The sequence below is a fragment of the Streptomyces crystallinus genome, assembly GCF_039521265.1.
Classification (GTDB): domain Bacteria; phylum Actinomycetota; class Actinomycetes; order Streptomycetales; family Streptomycetaceae; genus Streptomyces; species Streptomyces crystallinus.
The window spans coordinates 989,443-1,012,098 of the sequence record NZ_BAAACA010000014.1; the positions used below are offsets into that span (position 1 = coordinate 989,443).

Below are 22,656 nucleotides of genomic sequence, written 5' to 3' on the forward strand. Positions count from 1 at the left end.
TGATCCGAGGAGCAGAGCCATGAGTGGAACAGCCCAGATCGGCGTGACCGGACTCGCCGTCATGGGGCGCAACCTCGCCCGCAACTTCGCTCGCAACGGCCTGACGGTGGCGGTGCACAACCGGACGGCGGCCAAGACCCGGGCGCTGGTCGAGGAGTTCGGCGAGGAGGGGCGGTTCGTGCCCACCGAGTCGGCCGAGGAGTTCGTGGCCGCACTCGAACGGCCGCGCCGGCTGGTCGTCATGGTGAAGGCGGGCGAGCCCACCGACGCGGTGATCCAGGAGTTCGCGCCGCTGCTCGAAGAGGGCGACGTCATCATCGACGGCGGCAACGCGCACTTCGAGGACACCCGCCGGCGCGAGCGCGAGCTGCGCGAGCGCGGCATCCACTTCGTGGGCGCGGGCGTCTCGGGCGGCGAGGAGGGCGCGCTGCACGGCCCGAGCATCATGCCGGGCGGCTCCGCCGAGTCGTACGAGTCGCTGGGCCCGCTCCTGGAGAAGATCGCGGCGAAGGCGCCGGACGGCACCCCGTGTGTGACGCACGTGGGCCCGGACGGGGCGGGCCACTTCGTGAAGATGGTGCACAACGGCATCGAGTACGCCGACATGCAGCTGATCGCCGAGGCCTACCACCTGCTGCGCACGGTCGCCGGGTACTCCCCCGCCAAGATCGCCAAGACCTTCCGGGGCTGGAACACCGGCCGCCTCGACTCGTATCTGATCGAGATCACGGCGGAGGTCCTCGCCCACGAGGACGCGGCGACCGGGAAGCCGTTCGTCGACGTCGTCCAGGACCGGGCCGAGCAGAAGGGCACCGGACGCTGGACCGTGCAGATCGCCCTGGACCTCGGGGTGCCGGTGTCCGGGATCGCCGAGGCGGTGTTCGCGCGCTCCCTCTCCGGCCACGCCGAGCTGCGCGAGGCCTCCGGCGCGCTCGCCGGGCCCGTGCCCGAGCCGCTCGACGAGAAGGCGGCCGAGGCGTTCGCCGCCCAGGTGGAGCAGGCGCTGTACGCCTCGAAGATCGTGTCGTACACCCAGGGCTTCCACCAGATCCGGGCGGGCAGCGAGCAGTACGAGTGGGGGGTGGACCTCGGCTCGGTGGCCGCGATCTGGCGGGCCGGATGCATCATCCGGGCGGCGTTCCTGGACCGCATCCGGGCCGCGTTCGACGCCGAGCCCGACCTGGTGAGCCTGCTGTCGGACAAGCGGTTCGGCGAGGAGATCGGGGCGGCGCAGGAGGACTGGCGCGCGGTGGTCGTGGCGGCGACGCGGCAGGGCGTGCCGGTGCCGGGCTTCTCGGCGGCGCTGGCGTACTACGACGCGCTGCGGGCCGAGCGGCTGCCGGCGGCGCTCACCCAGGGGCAGCGCGACTTCTTCGGGGCGCACACCTACCGCCGGGTGGACCGCGAGGGCTCGTTCCACACGCTGTGGGGCGGGGACCGCACGGAGGTCGAGGCGGGCTGAGCCGACGCGGGCTGAGCCGAGGCGGGCGCGGTCCGGTGCTCCCGGGCCGCGCCCACGCGCTCACACCAGCTTCGCCGCCGCCTCCAGGCCGAGGCGCGGGCTGGACAGCACCGGGATCCTCGAGGGGACCAGCTGGGCCCCCGGGGTCATGGAGGCCTGGGCCAGGACGATGACGTCCGCGTCCTCGACCACCTCGATGGCCTCGGCCACCGCCCAGGCGTAGCCCTCCAGGTCGCCCTTCTCGAAGCGACGCCAGGCGTCGGCCACCACGACCGTCCGCAGCTCGACCTCGCGGTCCGCCTCGGCCGCCTCCTCGTGGAGCAGCTCGGTGGTCGGGCGCAGGGTGGACTCCAGTGCGGCGAGGACCGTGATCCGGGTGCCGTAGGCGACGGCCGCGGCGGCCATCGGGCGGTCCACCCGCAGGACGGGCAGGCCGAGCTCGGCCCCGGCGGCCTCCGCGACGCCGCCGATCGTCGAGCAGGTGCACAGCAGGGCCGTCGCGCCCTCGGCCGCGGCCTCGGAGATGACGGTCCTGGTGGCTTCGGCGGCCCCGGCGGGGCCGGCTCCGCGGGCCCGGCCGAGCAGCTCCTCGTACACCAGGTGGCGCAGTTCGAGGCCGGGGTGGTGCTCGTCGCGCAGGGCGTTGAAGACCGGCACGTGCACCATCGAGGTGTGGAGCAGCGTGAGGGTGCTGGCCATGACGTTTCTCCCGGAGTCAGTGCTGGGGAACGGCGGCGGGTCCGGCGGGGGCGGGGAGGGAGGCGACGGCCTGCGGGCTGCGGCGCTGGTCGGTGCCGGGGACGGGGGCCGAGGCGTCGTCGCCGAGCTCCACGATGCGGTTGTCCGCGTCGACGTGGACGACGCTCGGGCGCAGGGTGCGCGCCTCGGCGTCGTCGACCTGGGCGTAGCTGATGAGGATCACCAGGTCGCCGGGGTGGACTAGGTGGGCGGCGGCGCCGTTGATGCCGATGACGCCCGAGCCGCGCTCGCCTTCGATGACATACGTCTCCAGCCGGGCGCCGTTGTCGATGTCGACGATGTGGACGAGCTCGCCGGGGAGCAGGTCGGCGGCTTCCATCAGCTCGGCGTCGACCGTCACCGATCCCACGTAGTGGAGGTCGGCCTGGGTCACGGTGGCCCGGTGGATCTTGGACTTGAACATGGTGCGCAGCACAGCGTCACTCCCTGCCAGACAAAGGGTCGCGCCCCCGGTCGGGGTACGCGCCGTCGCCTGACAGGGTAAGGCCCCCGTCCCCCGTACGGGTCTGTGACCTGCCCCTCCATCTCAACAGCGGCGCCGGTTGAATGCCCGGCTCCGGATCGGCCGCCCGTTACGCGGACGTCCCGGCCTCCGGCGACGCGTCGGCCTCCGCCCGTACGCCCTCCGCCTCGCCCGCGTCCTGGGCACGCTTGCCCACGACCGCGGCGGCCGCCAGCGCGCTGCCGAGGAACGCGAGGGCGACCGTCCAGGGGCGGTCCAGGACGTGGCCGGAGGCGTGGTCGAGGGAGTAGCGCCCGGCCCCGGCGACGCCGATCGCGGCGGCGGTGAAGCCGAGGAACGCCGGGTACTCGAAGCCGCCGCCCTGGGCGAAGAACCCGGCGGGCGCGTGCACGGAGACCGCGCCCGCCATCGCTCCGGCCGCGGCGGCCCCGGCGGCCGGAGTGGCGAGGCCCAGGGCCAGGAGCGCGCCCCCGCCCGCCTCGCCGAGCCCGGCGGCCACGGCGCTCTGCCGGCCCGGCCGGAAGCCCATGTGCTCCATGGCGGCGGCCGTGCCCTCGATCCCGCCGCCGCCGAACCAGCCGAAGAGCTTCTGGGTGCCGTGCGCCGCGAGGACCGCGCCGGTGCCCACCCGAAGGACCAGAAGTCCCAGGTCCCGTCGGTTGATGCATGTCATGGCTGCCTCCCGCGGTGGCCGTCCGTTGCGTGGCACGCCGTCACGGGCGTACGCAACCCACTCTCCGGTGCGACGGGCGCGGGGCCGCAGCGTTGCTGGGCCGTTGGGGTGTCCCGCGCTCCTTCACGGCCCGGCCGCACGGACGGCCGGGGTCAGTGCTCGCCCTGGGCCGTCTCGATGCCGCCGTGCAGATCGGCGGCGGCCTCGGCCGCCGAGACCGCGGAGGCGCAGAGGCAGACGAGCAGCGCGGCCGCTATCAGCCCAGGGCCGCGCGAGCGGAGCGGGGCGGTGGACGGGCGGCGGTCCAGCAGGGCGGCGACCCGGCGCGGTACCGGTCCCGCGACGGCCGCGAGCGCGGCGCGCGGGCGAGGGGCATGGGCGGCCGTACGGCCGGCGAGGGCGGCCCGGCCGATGGCGCGGGCGGCGAGCCGGCGGTCGCCCACGGCCCCGGCGGCGGCCTCGTCGGCCCAGCGCTCCAGGGCGTACGCGAGGGGCGCGCGCAGCGAGCGGAGCGAGGGGTGCAGATGCGCCGCGAGCTCGGCGGCGGCCAGGAAGAGGTGGTGGCGGCCGCGCAGATGGGCCCGCTCATGGGCGAACAGGGCCTCGCGCTCGGCCGGTTCGAGGGCGCGCAGCATGCCGGTGGTCACCACGATGCGGCCGGGGCGGCCGGGCAGCGCGTAGGCGTACGGGCCGGGGTCGCGCACCACCGCGAGCTCTCCGGTGGAGGGCGCGAGGCGGCGGCGGGCGGTACGCAGCTCGCCGAGCTGGCGGCGGGCGGTGCGGATCAGGGCGAGGCCGCTGAGGGCGAGCAGGGCGGCGGCCGCGCAGCCGGCGGGCCGGGCGACGGCGACGGGCACCGCGTCGAACGGGGTCACCAGATGGCCGAGGGCGGCGACGTACGGGAGCCGCAGGGCGCCCGCGACGGTGAGCAGTGAGAGGGCGGCGGCCGAGCAGAGGGCGAGGCCGGTGGAGGCGGCGGCGAGCAGCCAGGCGGCGGGCCTCGGCGGCAGCGCATCGGCGAGCCGGCGGGCCGCCGGAGCGGCGAGGAACGGCACGAGCAGCGGAACCCACACCGCGAGGATCATCCCCGGTCACCCCCGGTCCGGTCCCGGCCGAAGGCGGCCCGGTCGTCGGATATCGCCTCGCCGGACGCGCCCGCCTCGCCGTCGAGCAGGGTCCGCAGCAGCCGCTCGTCCTCGTCGCTGAGCTGCGAGACGAAGCGGGCGAGGACCGTGGAGCGGTCCTCCTCCTTGGCGAGTTCGGTGTGCATCCGGCGGGCGGTGAGGCCCGGTGCGTCCTCGGTGGGCGTGTAGGCGAAGCCCCGGCCGGAGCGGTCGCGGGTGACGGCGCCCTTCTCGTACAGCCGGGTGAGGATCGTCGTCACGGTGGTGCGGGCCAGGCTGCCGCCGAGCGCGCCCTGGACCTCGCCGGGCGTCAGCGGCCCGTCGGCCGCCCACAGCGCCGCGAGCACCCCGGCCTCCAGTTCCCCGGCGGGCCGCCGCGCGTCGGCGCCCGCACGGCCGGCGAGGTGGCCGGACTCGTCAATGACGCCCATGGGAACGATCCTCCTCGATCTTTCGTCTACAGTTCTGTAGACCGTCTACACCACTGTAGTCAGTCGGGCTCCGCGCTGCTCGCGGCCCGAAAACCATTATGGGAGGGCCCACCGCCATGGCCGCACCCCTGTTCGCCGCGGCCCCACAGGCCGTGAACGTGCTGGACGCGGGCTCGCTGCTGTCGGCGTTCGGCGCGATCGGCATCGCCGTCGTGCTGTTCGCCGAGACCGGCCTGCTCGTCGGCTTCTTCCTGCCGGGCGACTCACTGCTGTTCACCGCCGGGCTGCTGTGCGTGCCGGGCGGCGACGGACCGGTGTCGCTCTCCCTGCCGCAGGTGCTGCTCGCCTCGATGGCGGGCGCGCTGATCGGCGCGCAGGCGGGCTACTGGATCGGCCGCCGCGGCGGCCGGGCGCTGCTCGCCCGCGCGAAGTCCCGCAAGCTCCACGAGGGCGCGGCCCGCGCCGAGGAGCTGCTCGGCAGGTACGGCCATGCGAAGGCGATCGTCCTGGCCCGCTTCGTGCCGATCGTGCGGACCGTGCTCAACCCGCTGGCGGGCGTGCTCGGCGTCCCGGCCGGGGTCTTCGCGCTCTGGCAGGTCGTCGGCGGCACGGTGTGGACGTGTGGCCTGGTCCTCGGCGGGTATGCGCTGGGCTCGTCGATCCCGAACGTCGACCGCTATCTGCTGCCGCTGGTGGCACTGGTCGTGGCCGTCTCGCTGCTGCCCGTCGCCCTGGAGATCCTGCGCGCCCGCCGCGCCCGCCCCACCGAGGACGCCCACTGATGCACTTCGACAACGGGTGGTACACCTGGGTCACCGAACAGGCGCAGCGGGCGCCCGGCCCCGTCGACACCGCCGTGCGGCTCTGGTCGGACTACGGCCTGGGACTCTTCGCCGCCTTGATGCTCCTCGCCTGGTGGCGGGCCCGGCCGGGCGGAGGCGCCCGGCTGGCCATGGCGCTGGCCGCGCCGCTCGTCGTGGTCGCCGCGTTCGGCGCCAACGACCTTTTCAAGTCGGCCGTCCACGAACAGCGCCCCTGCCGGACCCTGCACGTGCTGACCGTGGAGGCCTGTCCGCCGCTGGGCGACTGGTCCTTCCCCAGCAACCACGCGGCGATCGCGGCAGCGGCCGCCGTGGCCGTCCTCCTCGTCGACCCGCTGCTCGGCGCGCTCGCCGTGCCGGCCGCGCTCCTGATGGCCGCCTCGCGGGTGTGGATCGGCGCGCACTACCCGCACGACGTCCTGGCCGGTCTGGCCGTCGGCGCCGTGGCCGCTCTGCTCCTCACCCTGCTCGCGGGCCGGGCGGCGCCGCTGGTGGAGCGGCTCGCCGGCACACGGCTGCGCCCGCTGGTGGCCGTCCGATGACGAGGGCCCGGCGCGTCGGAGCGGCGGTCTGCCTGCTGCTGTTCGTCCTGCTCACGGTGGCCGTCGCCGTACGGGACGGGGCACCGCTGCCCGGCGACCGGGCCTCGCACGCCTGGGCGCTCGACCACCGGCCGCCGGTGGCGCAGGCGGTGACCCGCGCGCTCACCGCCACCGGCTCCGGGCCGCTCCCGTATCTGCTGGCCGTCGGCGCCGGGCTGCTGGCCGGGCGGGACCCCCGCCAGCGCCTGTGCGCGGCGGCCGGGGCCCTCGCGGTCCTCGCCCTCGGCCAGGCCGTGCGGTACGGAGTGATGAAGGCCGTGGCCCGCCCCCGCCCCCCGCTGACCGACTGGGCCACCCACGCCTCCGGCTACTCCTTCCCCTCCGGCCACACCACCACCGCCGCGCTGACGGCCGGGCTGCTCGCCTGGGGTGTCATCGCACGCTCCCGCTCGGCCTCCGCGCGGCTCACCGTCGCGCTGATCCTGCTCTGGGGCGCGGCGGTCGGCCTCTCCCGTGTCTACCTCGGGGTGCACTGGCTGACCGATGTGCTCGGCGGCTGGCTGTTCGCGGCGGTGTGGCTGACGCTGGGCACGGTGGTGACGGCGCCGCACATACCGGACGGGATACGGCGCGAGGAGCCGGTGGGCCGCCGCTGAGGGCCGCCGTCGAGCGGCGCCGCTGAGGGGCGGCGGACAGGCTTCCGACGGTCGGCCCCCTGCTCAGCAGGCCGCCATGCACGCCTCGCAGTAGCGGTCGGCGTCGGAGAGGTCCGGGTCCGGCGGGACCGCCGCGTCCGGGCGGCCGAGGACGCGCCCGCACATCGTCCTCGGCTCGTCGGTGCTCATGACGTGCCAGAGCAGGGCGGCCCGTCCCGTGGTCCCGGATCCGCCGGGGTCCCGCTCGGCTCTCATCTCGTGCACGGCAGCGCCCTTTCGTTGAGATGCGTTCGGATTCCTACGGCGTCGGTCGCGCGCCCTTCCCGTGCGCTCAGACGCTCTTGAAGTACGCGTTCCAGCCGCCCGCCGGGGCCTGGCCCACGTCCAGCGCCCGCAGCTTCTCCAGCACCCGGGGGTCCTGGACGTCGAGCCAGTCCACGAACTGGCGGAACGACACCAGCCGTACGTCCTTCTTCCCGGCCATCCCCTTCAGCGCCTCCTCGACGGCGTCCATGTAGATGCCGCCGTTCCACTCCTCGAAGTGGTTGCCGATGAAGAAGGGCGCGCGGTTCGTCTCGTACGCGCGCTGGAAACCCGCGAGATAGGCGCGGGTCGCCTGCTGGCGCCAGGCCGGGTAGCGCGACGGCACGCCCCGGGTGGTGTTCTTCGACTGGTTGGCGAGGATGTTGTAGTCCATCGACAGCACCTCGAAGGAGTGCCCGGGGAAGGGCACGGCCTGGAGCGGCAGGTCCCAGAGGCCCTGGCGTCTGCTCGGCCACACCTGGCGGCCGCCGGGCGAGGAGGCGTCATAGCGCCAGCCGAGCTGCCGTGCGGTGGGCAGCAGGTTGTCCTGCCCGAGCAGACAGGGGGTGCGCCCGCCGACCAGCTCCTTGCGGTAGTCGAAGGGCAGCGGGTCCAGATCGCGCCAGCCGGTGTGGGTGCGCCACTCGGTGACGAAGGAGACGGCCTGCTCGATCTCGCTGCGCCACTGGCCGGGCGACCAGGTGGCGACCGACCCCGAGCCGCCGCAGAAGTGCCCGTTGAAATGCGTGCCGATCTCATGGCCGTCGTACCACGCCTCGCTCAGACATTTGAGGGTCTCGCGCACATGTGCGTCGGTCAGATAACCGATATCGGAGGCGCCGACCGGATTGTTGGGCGGCCGGTAACGCGACTTGGCGGATTCCGGCAGGAGATAGAGCCCGGAGAGGAAGAACGTCATCGAGGCGCCGTGGTCGCGGGCGAGCTCCAGAAAGCGCGGGAAGAGCCCGTTGCCGACTTCTCCGGCGCCGTCCCAGGAAAAGACCACGAACTGCGGCGGGGTCTCGCCCGGTTCCAGCGGCCGGGGCCTGGCGGGCTGGTGCGGCTGCGGTCCGGCGTCCGCCGTCGAACCGTCACCGATCAGCCTGACCTGCGACTTCCCCGGCGCGTTGGGGGCGGCCGGATGGCCGGGCCCGTTCCCCGGCGCATAGGGCCGCCCGGCGGCGCCACCCTGGTCCTCGGTCCCGCATCCGGCGATCCCGGCCGCCGCGGCGCCAAGTCCGGCCCCGAGCAGTCCCCTTCGGGTGATCTCTCGCATCGCCTCTCCCGTCAGTCGTCCCGCGGGCCCTTTGCTGCGCGGACCGGAGAGTTCTGAATTGATCCGACAACCGATAACCGCCTCAGCGTACGACGTGTTCAACGCCTTTCCCGGTAAACACAGAGGGGCCGCACCGGTTTTCTCCACGCCGCCGTCAATTCCCGTTCACCGCACCCCGGCGAGTGGAACGGGCGGCGCGCACACAGCCGTACGAAGTCCTGGGACTCCACGTCGCAAACGGTGGGCGACCAGTGGTGACGGCCGGGCCCGCGCACCGGGAAGATGTGGGCCATGCAGGCAACTTCGCACACGGGCACACGGGGTGCGCCGACCGTGTCCCGGCTCTCGTTCCGCACCGCGGACCTCGACGAGGCACGTCAGGTGATCGGCGAGACGTACTACGCCAATTCGATCGACGTACTGGACCGCGAGCACCGGCTCGACGCCGCCTTCGAGGTCGTGCGGCTGGGGCCGCTGACCCTGGGTGACCTGCGCTGCGGCACCGATGTGCGCATGCGCTTCGGCGACTTGGGGGCCTACCACGTCGACATCCCCCTGTCGGGAGAGCTCGCCTGGCGGCAGGGGACCCGGCCGCCCGCCACCGCGAACGCCCGGCGCGCGGCGGTCTTCCATCCGGTGGGCGAACCCACTCTGGAGCGGTGGAACCGGGACTGCCGCCTGCTGGCCGTCAAGATCTGCGCCCAGGACCTGGGGCGCCAGCTGGAGGTCCTGCTCGACCGCTCGGTCCCCGCCGGGACGCGGCTCGACCCCGACCTCGACATCAGCCAGGGGCCCGGGCTGAGCTGGGCGCGTCTGGTGGCCCTGACGGTCCAGGAGATGGACAACGAGCACGGGGCGCTGTCCCAGCCGCTGATGGCCGCCCGCCTCCAGGACGCCCTGCTCACGGGGCTGCTCCTGGCCACCGGGCACCGCTACCGGGAGGAGCTGGACGCGCCCGTCAAGGGCGCGCCGCCCGGCCCCGTCAAACGGGTGGTGGACGCGATACACGCGCACCCGGAGCGCCCGTACACCACCACCGAGCTGGCCGGCATCGGCCAAGTCGGCGCCCGCTGGCTCCAGGAGGGCTTCCGCCGCCATATGGGCATGTCCCCGATGGCGTATCTGCGCGACGTCCGCATGAGCCGGGTGCACGCGGAGCTGCGCAAGGCCGACCCGGGCCAACTGACCGTGGGAGAAGCGGCCTACCGCTGGGGCTTCACCCACCTGGGCCGCTTCGCCGACGGCTACCGCACACGCTTCGGCGAACTGCCCTCGCAGACGCTGGGCACCCCCTGAGCACCGGCGCGCTGCGGGAAACGGCCACGCATCCCGGATCAGTCCCCGGGGATCTGGGCGATACGTTGTGAGCACCGTGCCCGGGACCCGGCACGGCGTCGGCACCGTCGTCGACGGCAGCACGCGGGCTGTTCCCGGGCCAGATCAGCTCCCCCCGCTGAGCCGGGGACAGCCCGCGGTCCGATGTCCCGTAAGAGCCCGTCCGGGCAACCGGCCGCGCCGCTGCGGCCCGCCCGTGGCCATGTCCGGATCCTGCAGAGACCTGTCATTGCGGACGCCTGGGCGGCGGGCGGATATTGGGGCCATGCACTCCTCCCTGACCGGCCCGCACGTGGTCGTGTTCGCGCTCTTCCCCGGTATCGACGCGCTCGACGTGACCGGTCCCGCCGAGGTGTTCGCCATGGCCAACCAGGTGCTCGGCGGCCGGCGGGCGGGATACGAGGTGCACCTGGCCGGGGAGCGGCGCGGGCCGGTGGAGACCTCCGCCGGGGTGCGGCTGCACGTGGAGGAGCTCTTCGACGAGCAGGGCGTGATCGACACCCTGGTGGTGCCGGGCCGGATGGCCGTCGGCGCCGACGGGCCGGAGCCGCACGTCGATCCCGGTGTGGTCGCCTGGCTGCGCGCGGCCGGGCCGGCCGCGGGCCGGGTCGCGTCGGTCTGTGTCGGCGCCCATGTGACCGCCGCCGCCGGTCTGCTCGACGGCCACCGCGCGACCACCCACTGGGCGACCGCCGAGCGGTTCGCCGAGCGGTATCCGGCCGTCGACGTCGACCCCGACCCCATCTTCGTCCGCTCGGGGCGGATGTGGACCAGCGCCGGGATCACCTCGTCGATGGACCTCGCCCTGGCACTCGTGGCCGAGGACCACGGGGACGAGGTCGCCCTCGACGTCGCACGGATCCTGGTCATGTACCTCCAGCGGCCCGGCGGTCAGAGCCAGTTCAGCGTGCCCCTCTCACAGCCCCCCGGGACCCGCGCCGACCTGCGCGAACTGCGGCAGTGGATCGCCGAGCACCTCGACGGCGACCTGTCCGTGCCCGCGCTGGCCGCCCGCATGTCCATGAGCGAGCGCCACTTCGCCCGGGTCTTCAAGGCCGAGACCGGCAGCGCGCCCGGCGCGTTCGTCGAGCGGATGCGGCTGGAGGCCGCCCGCCGACTGCTGGAGCGCACCTCGCGGCTCGCCCCCGACATCGCGCACGCCTGCGGCTTCGGCTCGGTCGAGACGCTGCACCGCGTCTTCCGCGACCGGTTGAACACCACTCCCGGCGAGTACCGCAACCGGTTCCGCACCGCCGCCTGACCCCCTCTGCCCCTCTGCCCCTCTCCTCCCCTGCCCCTCTCCCCCTCTCCCTCGCTTCCGCCGCGCCCCCACCGGCCGCGGCGGCGATCCCGCACGCCCTCACACCCCTCGGAGCCACCATGAAGTTCACCGCCACCCACATCGGCACCGCCACCGTCCTCTTGGAGATCGACGGCGTACGGCTGCTCACCGACCCGGTCTTCGACCCGGCGCCCGCCGAGTACCGCCACGATCCCGTGGTCCTGCGCTCCACCGCCGGCCCCGCGCTCACCGTCGACGACCTCCCGGACATCGACGCGGTCCTGCTCAGCCACGACGACCACCCCGACAACCTCGACGCCACCGGGCGCACCCTGCTGGCCGGCCGCCCCGTCCTGACCACCGAGAGCGGCGCGGCCCGCCTCGGCGACCGGGCGGTGGGGCTCGCGCCCTGGTCCTCGTACGCGCTCGAGGTGCGCGGCACCGCCCTGCGGGTCACCGCCACGCCGGGCGTGCACGGCCCGGTCGGCGACGTCGTCGGCTTCGTCGTCGAGGCGGAGGGCGAGACGGAGGCCCTCTACATCTCCGGCGACACCGTCCACGTCGACGCGCTCGACGAGATCGGCCGCCGTTTCTCCATCGGCACCGCGCTCCTCCACCTCGGCGCGGCCCGGATCGCCGCCTTCGGCGACGGCCGCCTCCTGACCATGGACGCGGCCCAGGGCGCCGCCCTCACCTGCTCCCTCGGCGCGCACACCGCCGTCCCCGTCCACTACGCCTCGTGGCAGCACTTCACGGAGGACCGCGAACAGATCACCGCCGCGTTCACCACGGCCGGACTCGCCGACCGCCTCCGCTGGCTGACGCCCGGGGCTCGGGAGACGCTCGGCTGAGCGCGGGGGCCCATCTCCAGGGCACGGAAGTCCCGGTCTTACGTTGCCGGTCTAAGCGTCGGGCGGAGCAGCAGACTCGTTCCTCACCTGTGGTGCCGTTGCCGGTGTCGCGGTCACCGCCCTATCCTCATGGCAACGCGTCGACGGAGACGAGTAGCCGCGGGTTCACGTGAGCTGAGAGAGCTGCCGGTAGCTGTGAAGGCAGTCTCGCGCCCCGCGGTGAAGACCCTCCTGAGCGCGGGGAGGAACGGCCCTGCATGGGTCCAATGCCCCGCCGGCCGGCCCCCGTGACCGGGCCTGACGAGGCCATCACTGTGTGGTGGCGAAGGCGTGGTGGTACCGCGAGTCCCCTTCTCGCCCACGCTTCCAAGGGATCATGACGACGCCCCCGGAGGGCCGCGATGATCCATCCTACGAGCCGCGTACTGGTCACTGACCTGCGGCAACATCTCAACCAGACCGTTTCGGTCTGCGGCTGGGTGAATACTCACCGCCTGCAGCGCACCATGCAGTTCGTCCTCGTACGCGACCACACCGGCACGGTGCAGGTCACCCATCGGCGCGCCGGAGACCGCGACCTGCTCGAAGAGGCCCTGGAACAAGTGACCATCGAGTCCGCCGTACGGATCACAGGCCGGGTGGTCGACAACCCGGTGGTGAAGCTCGGCGGTCTGGAGATCCTTCCGGAGCGGGTGGAAGTGCTGAGCCGGGCGGAGGCGGCGCTGCCCATCGACGAGCTCACCGGGCTGGAGCAGCGCCTGGACTGGCGCTTCCTCGATGTCCGCCGCCGCCCCGCCGCCCAGTTGTTGTTCGCGGTGCAGACGACCCTGGAGCAGGGGATGCGCGCGTTCGCGTACGGTCAGGGCTGCACCGAGATGCACACGCCGAAGCTGATGGGGACCGCCTCGGAGTCCGGGGCGGAGGTGTTCAAGCTCGGCTACTTCGACCGGTCCGCCTACCTCGCCCAGTCGCCCCAGTTCTTCAAGCAGATGGCGATCGCCGCCGGAATCGACCGAGTTTTCGAGATCGGCCCTGTCTTCCGTGCGGAGCCGTCGTTCACGTCCCGGCATGCGACCGAGTTCACGGGCATCGATGTCGAACTGGCGTGGATCAACGGCGTCGAGGACGTGATGGCGTTCGAGGAGCAGATGCTCGCGCACGCCATCGCCCAGGTCTCCGAGCAGCACGGGGAGGAGATCCGGGAGGCGTACGGGGTGGAGGTCGTCGTACCGAAGACGCCGTTCCCACGCATCACGATGGCCGAGGCCCAGGCGGTGCTGCGGGCCAGGGGCTGGGACCCGCAGGGCGTGAAGGAGGACCTCGACCCGGAGGGCGAGCGCGGCATCGCCGCCTACGTGCGGAAGCAGACGGGGCACGAGTTCGCGTTCATCACGCACTACCCCACCGGCATCCGGCCCTTCTACCACATGCGACCGGCCGGCCAGCCGGACGTGACACTGAGCTTCGACCTGCTATGGAAGGGACTGGAGATCACCACCGGGGCACAGCGCGAGCACCGCTACGACGTACTGCTCCAGCAGGCCACGGAGAAGGGCATGAGCACCGAGCCCATGCAGGACTACCTGAACTGCTTCCGGTACGGATGCCCACCCCACGGCGGCCTCGGCATGGGGCTGGGCCGGATGCTGATGGTGATGCTCGGCCTGGACTCCATCCGCGAGGCCACCTTCCTCTTCCGCGGACCCAACCGACTCACCCCATAGCCTGATTGTCTGGATCACGGCCGTCTCGGGCGGCGCTACGGCAAGTGCTTGGCGCCGCCCGAGACGGCTTCAGGCCCTGCGCTGCCGCCGGCGGCGGTCGGGCCCTGCACCGGCGCCACTGAGCCCGAGCAGGGAAGGCAGGGGTGCGCCGCTGTTCCAGGAGCCGAACAGGTCGCGATTGAGGGCCACGATGTGGTGTTTGAGCGCGAGCTGGCGGGCGCTGCCGCTGTACTCACACGTGGCTACGAACAGAGCGACGTCGGCATGGTGTTCGGCGAATGCCATGCCGACGAACTTCTGCATGTCGCCGCTGGGGACCTTTCGGTGCGGGGCGTAGTGCTTGACCTGGACGACCAGGCGGCGGCCGTCGTGCAGGTCGCCGAGGATGTCGGCGGCCAAGTCGCCCGAGCCGCCGACCACCATCACCTTCGTGCAGCCGTCGCGCCTGCACAGCTCGGCGACGTACTCCTCGAAGTCCTGCCAGCCCATGGCGTCGATGACTGCCATGGAACGTTCGAGCTCCATACGCCGGTTCTGCTCCCGCCAGATGCGGTCGCCGCCCCGCTCTCTGCGATGAGTCCGCCAGAGGAGCGAACCGCCCGCACTCACGACCGTGGCGACCACAAAGGCGATGAGAACCCACATGTACTGCCAGAGCACGAAGAGGGAGAGGGCGAGCATTACCGCAGCGGTTCCGGTGTGCCGGCGCATTCGCTGTCGCCGAGCCTTACTGGTCCGCCTCTTACGCTGTGGCATGCCGGTCTCCCCCGTCCGCTGATCTGTTGGCAGTGTGAGGATGCTCAGCTCTCGCGCCAAGAGGTTGTTTCCAGCCTCCGCGTCAGTAGCGGGCGTTGCGGAGGTCGGTGAGCCACGGTTCGTCGGGGTGCTTGTCCCAGTGGTCGCGCAGGACTTGCTCGCGCTGGGCAAACCGGCCCTGCCGGGCCAGGCCCCCGTGGGAGAGGTTGACGCTCATGCTCAGCGTCGTGTCCCCGGTGACCCAGTGAGGGGTCAGAACGTGGCTCCACAGCAGGTCGCCGGGTCCCATACGCACAGCCTGGACTGTGCGGGCGTCATGGAGAGGCGGGTGCTCGCCGGTGGACTCGCAGCGGATCGCGGCGGCTGCCGACATCACCTCCTCCGGGGCGTAGTAACTGTGGAAGGTCTTGGCACCCTCGATCTGCCAGACGAGGCCGTGGGACTGGTCGGTGTGATAGGTGGAGTGGCCGCCCGGGCCCGAAAGAAACAACAGTGGTGAACAGCGCTGCCAGGTGAACCCGTGGGCGGACAGGAAGGTGCGCCACGGGATCATGACCTCCTCCTGGAAGCCTGCCAGCAGGTCGTCGTAGAACCGCGCCAGGTGGAAGTGAACGAGCCGGAACGGCCACTGGGCGACCTCTTCGACAGGAGCTTGCCGGAAGGCCCTGGTTCTGGTGCTTCGGATCCCCGGGTCGAGGTCGCCGAGCAGCGTGAAGCGGACCTCGTCGTCGTTGCGGATGACGTCCAGGATCTCCAACGCCCGTGGCAGCGTGAAGCGGAAGGGCCTCAGGTGCGGGGCGAGGTAGAAGTTGGGCGGGTCCATCCAGCGTTGGGTGAACTCACCCGGTGTCGCGATGGTGTCGATCACGTGCTTCCCCTTCTTCGGTTCACCGCGCGGCACGGCAGATCGCTGCGCAGTCGGGGATGACTTTGTCCCCAGGGGGCGCCGCCAGGTAGTCGCGGATCACCGACCGCGGGGCTTGGATGGAGACGCCGGTGGTGCCGTACGGGCAGCGGCGAAGATGCCCGTCCGCCGAGACGTACAGCAGGGTCGATCGGCACGACTCGCTGGGGAAATGGAGCAGCATGGCGTGCAGCGCCGCGAGGTGCTCCTGGAAACGCGGAGTGAGCTGGAAATAGCGAGCAAGGCGGTCGGTATCGTTCCGTTGGCGCTGTACGTACTCGTCGGGGCTGAGCCCAGCCTTGGCCTGAGCAGCCCGTTCGAGCATGACCGGGCTGAGCTGCACCTCGATCCCCACATCCCGCAGCGCCGTGTACATGCCGCGAGCCTCGGTATCGGACACGTCCCAGTACGTCAGGTGGAGCACCTTCACGGAGGCTGGCACAGCCTGCAAAGTGGCGAGAGCAGTCTCCACTGAGCGAGTCGTGCGTCCGAGCTGCATCGCGCCAGCCGAGTCGGCGGACACAGTGAGGTTCGCCAAGAGATGCCCGATCCGCGCGAGCCCTGCCACATCGGCTTCCGCACGAGCAGAGGTCACTACGGACACCGCGAGCCCGAACTGGTGGGCCAGGCGGATGAGGTCGCGCAGCTGCGGGTGGTGGGTCGGCTCCCCGCCGGTCAGGCAGACCCCTTCAACGCCTATTTCCTTCAATCGGGACAGGGTGCGGGTGTAGGTGGGGATCTCCAGGTAGCCGGGCGCACGATCAGGCCGCAGGCAGAAGCCGCACGCGATCTTGCAGTGGCCGGCGGTGCTGATAAGAGCCTCGGTGAAGCGGACAGGTTCCCGTGCGGTTCTACTCATTGCATCCCCGTGTTGTCCCACAGTGCGATCTCCACCGTGCTCTGGTAGAAGGCGCACATCTCGGGGTCAGGTTCGCTGCCCCCGATGAGGAGCTGTTCGTTGCGGGAGGGGCCGCCGCAGATCGCGAGGGCCGGGCAGGTGCCGCACGCGGGGATCGGCGCGATCGTCTTCGCGATGCCACGGAGGAGTTCGGGCTTCGCCTTCAGCTCGTCGATGGTGTGGAGGAAGGCGGGCTCGTCGAAGTTGATGTCGCACAGGCTCAGGCGGTCGCCGGGGAGCAGCGCGGCGTTCAGGGTCTGGTCGCTCTGCATGTGGTCGAACAGCATCGGGCGGCGCCGGTCGAGGGCCTGGAACGCCCGGTCCAGCACGGAGAACATCATCGCGCCGCGCCCGAGTGCCACCATGCGCGCTTCGTAGAGTTCTTTTGCCAGCGCGGCCCCACTGACTCTCCAGCGGCCGCCGGTGGGGATGGGGGTGTTGGCATAGATGAACTTGAGGCCGAGTTCGTCGATGATCCACCGCACAGTGTCCGCGAGCCGTCCGATGTTGGCGGAAGTCGGCGTGAGGTTGCAGCCCACGTGCACGCCTTCCGTCTCCAGCAGCCGTCGGACGTTGCGACGGATCCGGTCGTCGGCAGGCTGGCCACCGAGCAGCAGCCGGTTGGCGGAATTGACCGCCGGTGGTCCGTCGATGGAGACGCCGACGCCGTAGTGGTAGCGGGCGAAGTGCTTGACCATGGCGTCCGTGTGGCGCGCGCCGTTGGTGACGACGGTACGGCGGATGCTCTTCACCCCGTGCTGGGCGGCGAGCCGGTCCGCGAGCTCATCGCCGTACTGCATGAGATCGAAGCGCATGGTCGGCTCGCCGCCGAACCACTGAATCGACACTTGTTCGTGCCCGGCGTTCGTTTCGAACAGGTAGGCCAGCCCGACGGCGACTTCCTCCTCGGTCATGTCTGCCTTGCCCGTGTTCGTCTTCACAAAGCAGTAGTCGCACGCCATGTTGCACTTGTCGGTCAACACGATACGAAGTCCGCTGATGCGCGACGGTGTCGCATCGAGTCCGAGGCGGGCGAGGCGGTGTCGGAGCGCTGTGCGTCCGTCCGTGCGGGGGCCGTCAGACACGAAGCCGAGCTCGGCGAGAGCGGTGTGGGTCGCGGTCGGGGGAACCGCGGAGAGGTCGGTGACCTCCCCGCGGTCGAGGTAGACGCTCTCCAGCAAGACCGGGTCGAGGAGAACAGCTTCCCCGTCGCGGTCGAACTGGCGGTATTTCCCCCACAGAAGCTGGGAGGAAGCCACTGTCCTAAGCGGCTTCCACCTCGGCGATGCCCAGGTCTGTCATCGTCGTGCGGACCAGCTCCACGCCCTTGTCCCGGAGGATCCGCGACGCGAGGGGCGACCCGCCGTCGGCAAGGACGATCATGCCCGGCAGTGTGGGGTTCGGGGCGATCACGGTGATGCCGGCCGGCTCGGTGCTGATGACGAGGACGGCGTTCCGCAGCTCGACCCAGTCAGTCTGCTCCTTGAGCGCTTCACTGATCCTGGTTTGGTCGGCCTTGAAATTCGCCTGCTCCCCCATCCACACCCCGGCCTTCGACTTAGAATCCACGACGTCCGCATGTAGCAGGTGGTCGCCTTTGCTGCGGCGTGCAATCGGCATATCACTCATCTCCTGTCCGAATACAGAGGGTTGTGGGCTGATGCCGTACAAAGCAGCGGCTCAGCCGCCCGGACAGGAGCGTGACGGGGATCAACCGGAAGCGCACATCGCCGCGGTGATATCACTGCGGCGATAAAGAAGGACCCGAGGTCAGGCAGGGTGCCATGGCGCCCTGTCAGCAAGGCGCGAGATGGAGAGTACGAGCAACATTCCATCGGTAGGCCCGCGCTTCTCGGCGCAGTACCACCAGATGCGCCTGCTCCACCAGAACATCCACAGGGTCGAGTTCTCGCAGCGGCCGCAGCGCGGCGCGGACACCGGCTGCCGGCAGCGTTCTGTTCGAGTAGGCGATGCCCATGTGTGGGCGAAATACCGCAGCAGGTTTCCGGAAGGGCAGGCCGTGGCGAGCCCCGACCTCGTGGAGCATCTGGTAGAGGTCCAGGAGCGGCCTCCAGGGTGCGACGCTGTATCGGATCGCCCCGCGCGATGCGGAGAGCGGGATGGCGCGGAGCGTGAACCGCCCTGAAACCCTTTGTTGTGCGTCTGCCGTGAGTCGGTCGAGCCGGTCGCCGCCGATCTCCCCGACAAGGCCGATCCTGCCAAGGGTCAGATGCAGACCGTCAGGGGCGATGTCGTCGAACCCGAAATGGGCCAACGCCCGCTGGCACTGCCGCATGTGACCGACCAGGGGTGACTCCTCAGGAATGGTCAGCATCCAGTAATAGGCCCGGGTGTCCCCGCTCCATCCAGGCCGCTCCCAGTGATCGACCATCTTCTCGACCGCGTCAAAGGCGGCCCAGTCGTGCGCGGCGATGACTGCCGGGTCAGTCGTGCTCGGCGGCGGGCTGGGAGGGAAGGGTCCCGAATCGACTGTGCGCTGCATCCACGGCCCTTCTGGTCGGCGGTACCGGCCGCGCCAGTTTCGCAGAGCCGACCAGCGCACGCGCTTGTGGGGCGGACTGCCACACCCTCAGCACCTCGCCGTACTCACGAACCGTCGGAAGGTCTCGCCACGGAGCAGCAAGCGCGTACAAGTCACCGGCTCGCTGAACCACCGAGCGGATCGGGGCCCCGCCATCCGCCTCCAGGATCTCCCGACCGAGTGCCATGGCCTGCTCCACGTCCGGACGGTCACTCGTGAGCAAGGCAGTCGCCACATCAAGACGGACCAAAGCACGGCTCCAGGCGGAATCAGACTGCCGCACGCGTTCGTCGATCTCATCCGCGTAGCCCAGGACACGGTGCGGAGTTCGCAGTGCCACGTGGACGGTCGCGGCATTGGCGAGGGTACGAGCCAGGGCATAAGGGGCGAATGAGATACATGGAGTAAGGCCATCCGGCACGTTGTGCTGCCCGCTCAGGTCTAAGGCAGCCTCAATGGCCCGCTCCGCCCCAGCAGCGTCGCCCAGTTTCCCCAGGGCCCGAGCCCGGCCGTTGGCTTGAAGCCTGATCGCCTGCGGGTGGCCCGGGTCGAGGGCCACCCCCGCATCGGCAAAGGCCGCGGCCTCCTCGAACCGGCCGGCGTAGTAGGCGTTGAGGGAGCGGGTCCCCTGGATCCACATGCCCAGTTCACGGTCGTCGATGTGCCGGGCAAGTTCCGCGGCCTCGGCGCAGTACGCCTCAGCCAGAAGCTCCCGACCCGCATTGACTGCCATGTAGGCCAACAGGGCGGACGCCTGGGAAGCAAGCCGGAAAAGCGCCTCGCGCTGACGTGGGAGCTGCCGTCCCTCCAGCAGCTCACCGACGTAACGCCGGACCTCCAGCACCTCACCAACGAGGCTGTACGGCCCTTCGGCCTCATAGCGCTCCACCACGCCCCCGATCGTTTCCTGGATAACCAGCAAAGTGCTGGGATCCGTATTGGAGGAGGCAACGGTGTGGAGCCGACGCGCGACCTCGACCGGGCTCTCCCATGCCGGCTCTCGTGCGATTGCCATGGTCGCGGTATGTAGTCGAGCCGGGCCGGTAGCCACGAGTTCGGGAGCAGCATCCGCCGGCACTCCCAGCCCTCGAAGGACCATCCCGATCTTCTCCACATGCGTCAGCCGCCGCGTACCGGATTCGAGCGCGGAGAGATACGGCTGACTCAGCCCCGTAAGGCTTGCCAAATCTTCTTGTCGCAGATGGGTAATCTGCCGTATCCGACGAAAAGCCGCCCCGAAGTCCCAGTTCGCGAGCAATACCTTGACCTCCACGTCACGCCAGACCCTCTCGGGGACGCAGGGCTGGCGGGCGGAGTCACGAGCGGATACACGGGAGCAAGTAGCGCAGTACGTCTCGGTGTTGTAACGACTCAGGCGTAGGCCACATCCGTCACACCGACGCTGCTCCGATGCCATCATCCGCCTCCGCTCAGTCGGAAGACCTACAGTAGGTGCCGCCAAAGGGCTGCCAAGACAACACTCCTCTGGCGCGACCGAGCAACGTCGCTTCCCGGCCATGCCGTTGAGACCCATACGTCTGGCTATCGGCGCGCCGCGCAATGTTATGTGTCCCTGGCGCGACAACCCTTTCCATCACCGCGACCAGGACAATTCTCTTGCTCGGCACGTTTCAGCCATAGACCCGGACATGAAAAGCCTATTGCCAAGCAGTTCTTCGCGTCCTTCTGTGCGCAGGGGCACCCCCTGGCTGGAACAGCTTCCACATCACTTGAGTGATATCACCATCGACATGTGCACAGAGTGCCCGGCACAAGGAGACTCTCGGCACATCGCGGTCCCCTGCACCGGAGGCCGTGACGCCCAGGGTTGCCTTCCCGTACGTCGGCCTGCAGAGGTGCCGCATGCTCACCAGATCCACCAGGATTCAGCCCATGCCTCTCATGACCGCCCAGGCCCGTGAGTCGTGTCTCTTACCTGCCCAAGGACCGATCGCCCGCACCCCAGGAGATCACGCCAGGTGCACCAGGCGGCTGCTCCGGTCCGGCGGGGTGAGGTGATGCGGCACGACAGAGAGTCAGTGGGCCTGCAGGGTTTCACCCCGGTCTATCACCCAGCGGGGTTCGACCGCGAGCTGCGAGCTGTGCTCGCGGATCTGCAAATGGGACGGTGGCTGTCGGTGCGGGATCTGCTGGCCCAGACCGGGGACGACTGGGCGTTGCGGACAGCCCGGACACAGGTGTTGGCGGTTGCGGCGGCGCGTACGGATGGGGTTGAGGCGTGGCTGGCGGAAGAACCGGATAGCGCGGACGCGGCGGTGATGCGGGCCCGGGTCGCGGTGGAGCGGGCCTTGCAGGCACATCGCGCCGGACAGGCGACGCTGGTTGCACTGGAGTCGCAGGCGCGGCAGGCCTGCCTGATCGCGGCGCGGCGCGTCCCCGCTGACCCGGTGCCGTGGGTGGGGCTACTGGCCTTGGCGCAGGTGGATGTGGGTCTTCAGTATGGCGAGCATTGGCGGGTGGCGTGGGAGGAGATGCTGCCAGCAGGTCCGTGGGGGCTGCTGGCGCGGGTGTGTGAGCGGGACTCAAGCAGCGCCCGGGAGGCGTTCCACCGGATGATGCAGTTCTTCTACGCCTGCCCACATACGTCAGTGGCGGATGCGATCAACTTCTCGCAGTGGACAGTGTCCTGGGCACCGGTTGGCTCGCCGCTGCGGATGCTGCCGCTCTACGCCTACATGGAGAGCTACCGGCGTCACCGGGAGGAGGGGACGGCGGACCCGCTCCAGCATCGGCAATGGTCGCGCGAGCCAGTGATCCACTATGTGAAGCGTGCCTTTCTCGGCTGGAATATCCGGGCCGCACCATGTACGTCGGTGGTGGATCTCAACTACCTGGCGCACGCCTTGTGGGCAGGACATCAGTACGCGGATGCGGCGAAGGTGTTCCAGGTACTCGACCGGAACGCCACGAGGCTGCCGTGGGCGTACGTGTGCGACGACCCCTCCTCCCCCCAGTCGGCGATGCGTGAGTTCGTCCGCGCCCGGGCCCAGTGCCTGACGACGACCCGAACTCGCGCTGTCGCTTCCTCCAAGCACAGCCTTCGTAGCGTCTGACCCCGCTCCCTCCGGTGATCACGAATCAACTGCACCGAAGACCCGGTCGAGCCGCGGCTGGGTGGCCATTTCCCGCGCGTCGCCACCGCCCTCCGGCACCGCGCACGAACAGCGCCCCGCAGCGCAACTGATCCTGACTGCCTGTTCGCAGGTCTCGTGTTCCGCCGAACCGACGGGCGACCGCTCGCACCGCACCACGTCCTCGACCGGCTCCATCAGCTGTCCGAGAAAGCCTGCGTCCCGCGGATCACCGTCCACGACCTGCGCCGCCTGGCAGCGACGATCACGATCACCGCCGGCGTGACGCTCACCGTAGTCTCCAAGACTCTCCGGCACTGGACCCTGTCGACCACCGCGAATATCTACAGCCACCTCACCCGGCAGGCAGCCCGCGAAGCCGTGGACGTCATCGACCGGACCCTCACCAGGGCCCGGACCACCGATCCCAAAGGGAGCCGTCCGGCGTGGCTGCGACCACCACGCGACCACATCCGCCAGCTCCGCGATGCCCCCGGCGCACTCCGCTCCCCCGCGCCGCCGGCCTTCTGCGCCGCAGCGGACCGGCCGCAGCCTGGACGTGCGACCCCCCTGGCCCCGGACACACGAAAGGCCGTCCTCTCACTCACGAGAGAACGGCCTCCGACCTGCGAAAAGCAGAGTCGGGACGACAGGATTTGAACCTGCGACCCCTTGACCCCCAGTCAAGTGCGCTACCAAGCTGCGCCACGTCCCGGTGCCCGTCTGACCTGGGGTTTCCCCTGGCCGGTCGTGCATGAGAAC

At 70.8% G+C, this 22,656-nt stretch carries 24 protein-coding genes and 1 tRNA gene; 10 read left to right on the forward strand and 15 right to left on the reverse strand.

Annotated features, from left to right (window positions below; all coding sequences use genetic code 11):
- Positions 1-19: 19 nt before the first annotated feature.
- Positions 20-1,462 carry an NADP-dependent phosphogluconate dehydrogenase gene (gene gndA / locus ABD236_RS14980; RefSeq protein ID WP_344074129.1) on the forward strand — a complete coding sequence of 481 codons (1,443 nt, stop codon included), beginning with the start codon at positions 20-22 and terminating at the stop codon, positions 1,460-1,462.
- A 60-nt stretch (positions 1,463-1,522) separates the two neighbouring features.
- Here the strand turns inward: gndA and ABD236_RS14985 are convergent, their stop codons facing one another.
- The 5 genes from ABD236_RS14985 to ABD236_RS15005 all read right to left on the reverse strand — a co-directional run bounded on the left by ABD236_RS14985 (position 1,523) and on the right by ABD236_RS15005 (position 4,912).
- A complete protein-coding gene (locus ABD236_RS14985; RefSeq protein WP_344074130.1) occupies positions 1,523-2,161 on the reverse strand; it encodes an aspartate/glutamate racemase family protein in 639 nt (212 codons plus the stop codon).
- A 16-nt stretch (positions 2,162-2,177) separates the two neighbouring features.
- The gene (gene panD, locus ABD236_RS14990) at positions 2,178-2,636 is read right to left on the reverse strand and encodes an aspartate 1-decarboxylase (protein ID WP_344074131.1); all 459 of its coding nucleotides are present in this window, start codon (positions 2,634-2,636) and stop codon (positions 2,178-2,180) included.
- 157 nt (positions 2,637-2,793) lie between these two features.
- Entirely contained in the window at positions 2,794-3,357 is a 564-nt protein-coding gene (locus tag ABD236_RS14995) for a DoxX family membrane protein (RefSeq protein WP_344074132.1), read from the reverse strand.
- A gap of 152 nt (positions 3,358-3,509) precedes the next feature.
- Positions 3,510-4,442 (reverse strand): M56 family metallopeptidase, encoded by a 933-nt coding sequence (locus tag ABD236_RS15000; protein ID WP_344074133.1) that lies wholly within the window; start codon positions 4,440-4,442, stop codon positions 3,510-3,512.
- Positions 4,439-4,912, reverse strand: a complete 474-nt coding sequence (locus ABD236_RS15005; RefSeq protein ID WP_344074134.1) for a BlaI/MecI/CopY family transcriptional regulator — start codon at positions 4,910-4,912, stop codon at positions 4,439-4,441. Before ABD236_RS15005 ends, ABD236_RS15000 begins: the two co-directional genes overlap by 4 nt.
- A gap of 116 nt (positions 4,913-5,028) precedes the next feature.
- On the opposite strand from ABD236_RS15005, the gene ABD236_RS15010 reads away from it, so the two are divergent.
- Genes ABD236_RS15010 through ABD236_RS15020 form a run of 3 tightly spaced genes read left to right on the forward strand, consistent with a single transcriptional unit; the run spans position 5,029 to position 6,931 of the window.
- A complete protein-coding gene (locus tag ABD236_RS15010; RefSeq protein ID WP_344074135.1) occupies positions 5,029-5,694 on the forward strand; it encodes a DedA family protein in 666 nt (221 codons plus the stop codon).
- Positions 5,694-6,275, forward strand: a complete 582-nt coding sequence (locus ABD236_RS15015; protein WP_344074136.1) for a phosphatase PAP2 family protein — start codon at positions 5,694-5,696, stop codon at positions 6,273-6,275. The genes ABD236_RS15010 and ABD236_RS15015 overlap by 1 nt, the downstream gene beginning before the upstream one ends.
- The gene (locus ABD236_RS15020; protein ID WP_344074137.1) at positions 6,272-6,931 is read left to right on the forward strand and encodes a phosphatase PAP2 family protein; all 660 of its coding nucleotides are present in this window, start codon (positions 6,272-6,274) and stop codon (positions 6,929-6,931) included. Before ABD236_RS15015 ends, ABD236_RS15020 begins: the two co-directional genes overlap by 4 nt.
- Before the next feature lie 63 nt (positions 6,932-6,994).
- Here ABD236_RS15020 and ABD236_RS15025 read toward each other — a convergent pair whose 3' ends face one another.
- Complete coding sequence (locus ABD236_RS15025) at positions 6,995-7,195, reverse strand: hypothetical protein (protein ID WP_344074138.1); 201 nt, start codon at positions 7,193-7,195, stop codon at positions 6,995-6,997.
- A 67-nt stretch (positions 7,196-7,262) separates the two neighbouring features.
- A complete protein-coding gene (locus tag ABD236_RS15030; RefSeq protein ID WP_344074139.1) occupies positions 7,263-8,510 on the reverse strand; it encodes a polysaccharide deacetylase family protein in 1,248 nt (415 codons plus the stop codon).
- A gap of 333 nt (positions 8,511-8,843) precedes the next feature.
- Here ABD236_RS15030 and ABD236_RS15035 point away from each other — a divergent pair, with 333 nt between their 5' ends.
- From ABD236_RS15035 to aspS, 4 genes are all read left to right on the forward strand, one after another.
- On the forward strand, positions 8,844-9,806 hold the full coding sequence (locus ABD236_RS15035; RefSeq protein ID WP_344074140.1) for an AraC family transcriptional regulator: 963 nt from the start codon (positions 8,844-8,846) through the stop codon (positions 9,804-9,806).
- A gap of 304 nt (positions 9,807-10,110) precedes the next feature.
- Positions 10,111-11,106 (forward strand): GlxA family transcriptional regulator, encoded by a 996-nt coding sequence (locus ABD236_RS15040; protein WP_344074141.1) that lies wholly within the window; start codon positions 10,111-10,113, stop codon positions 11,104-11,106.
- A 119-nt stretch (positions 11,107-11,225) separates the two neighbouring features.
- Positions 11,226-11,978: an MBL fold metallo-hydrolase gene (locus ABD236_RS15045; RefSeq protein WP_344074142.1), complete on the forward strand. Its 753-nt coding sequence runs from the start codon at positions 11,226-11,228 to the stop codon at positions 11,976-11,978.
- A 401-nt stretch (positions 11,979-12,379) separates the two neighbouring features.
- Entirely contained in the window at positions 12,380-13,702 is a 1,323-nt protein-coding gene (aspS, locus tag ABD236_RS15050) for an aspartate--tRNA(Asn) ligase (RefSeq protein WP_344074143.1), read from the forward strand.
- Positions 13,703-13,771: 69 nt separating this feature from the next.
- Here aspS and ABD236_RS15055 read toward each other — a convergent pair whose 3' ends face one another.
- From ABD236_RS15055 to ABD236_RS15085, 7 genes are all read right to left on the reverse strand, one after another.
- On the reverse strand, positions 13,772-14,383 hold the full coding sequence (locus ABD236_RS15055) for a restriction endonuclease (RefSeq protein WP_344074144.1): 612 nt from the start codon (positions 14,381-14,383) through the stop codon (positions 13,772-13,774).
- A 157-nt stretch (positions 14,384-14,540) separates the two neighbouring features.
- Positions 14,541-15,326, reverse strand: coding sequence for a hypothetical protein (locus tag ABD236_RS15060; RefSeq protein ID WP_344074145.1), 786 nt, complete (start codon positions 15,324-15,326; stop codon positions 14,541-14,543).
- Positions 15,327-15,345: 19 nt separating this feature from the next.
- Entirely contained in the window at positions 15,346-16,221 is an 876-nt protein-coding gene (locus ABD236_RS15065; protein WP_344074146.1) for a radical SAM protein, read from the reverse strand.
- Positions 16,218-17,519, reverse strand: coding sequence for a radical SAM protein (locus tag ABD236_RS15070; RefSeq protein WP_344074147.1), 1,302 nt, complete (start codon positions 17,517-17,519; stop codon positions 16,218-16,220). The genes ABD236_RS15065 and ABD236_RS15070 overlap by 4 nt, the downstream gene beginning before the upstream one ends.
- Before the next feature lie 4 nt (positions 17,520-17,523).
- Positions 17,524-17,880 carry a hypothetical protein gene (locus tag ABD236_RS15075; protein ID WP_344074148.1) on the reverse strand — a complete coding sequence of 119 codons (357 nt, stop codon included), beginning with the start codon at positions 17,878-17,880 and terminating at the stop codon, positions 17,524-17,526.
- A 175-nt stretch (positions 17,881-18,055) separates the two neighbouring features.
- A complete protein-coding gene (locus ABD236_RS15080) occupies positions 18,056-18,763 on the reverse strand; it encodes a 2'-5' RNA ligase family protein (protein WP_344074149.1) in 708 nt (235 codons plus the stop codon).
- On the reverse strand, positions 18,705-20,075 hold the full coding sequence (locus tag ABD236_RS15085; RefSeq protein ID WP_344074150.1) for a helix-turn-helix domain-containing protein: 1,371 nt from the start codon (positions 20,073-20,075) through the stop codon (positions 18,705-18,707). The genes ABD236_RS15080 and ABD236_RS15085 overlap by 59 nt, the downstream gene beginning before the upstream one ends.
- Before the next feature lie 745 nt (positions 20,076-20,820).
- On the opposite strand from ABD236_RS15085, the gene ABD236_RS15090 reads away from it, so the two are divergent.
- Both ABD236_RS15090 and ABD236_RS35015 read left to right on the forward strand, forming a co-directional pair.
- On the forward strand, positions 20,821-21,876 hold the full coding sequence (locus ABD236_RS15090) for a hypothetical protein (RefSeq protein WP_344074151.1): 1,056 nt from the start codon (positions 20,821-20,823) through the stop codon (positions 21,874-21,876).
- A 156-nt stretch (positions 21,877-22,032) separates the two neighbouring features.
- Positions 22,033-22,554 (forward strand): tyrosine-type recombinase/integrase, encoded by a 522-nt coding sequence (locus tag ABD236_RS35015; protein ID WP_425543870.1) that lies wholly within the window; start codon positions 22,033-22,035, stop codon positions 22,552-22,554.
- Here ABD236_RS35015 and ABD236_RS15100 read toward each other — a convergent pair.
- Positions 22,536-22,609 (reverse strand) — tRNA-Pro (locus ABD236_RS15100). The genes ABD236_RS35015 and ABD236_RS15100 overlap by 19 nt on opposite strands.
- Positions 22,610-22,656 lie beyond the last annotated feature (47 nt).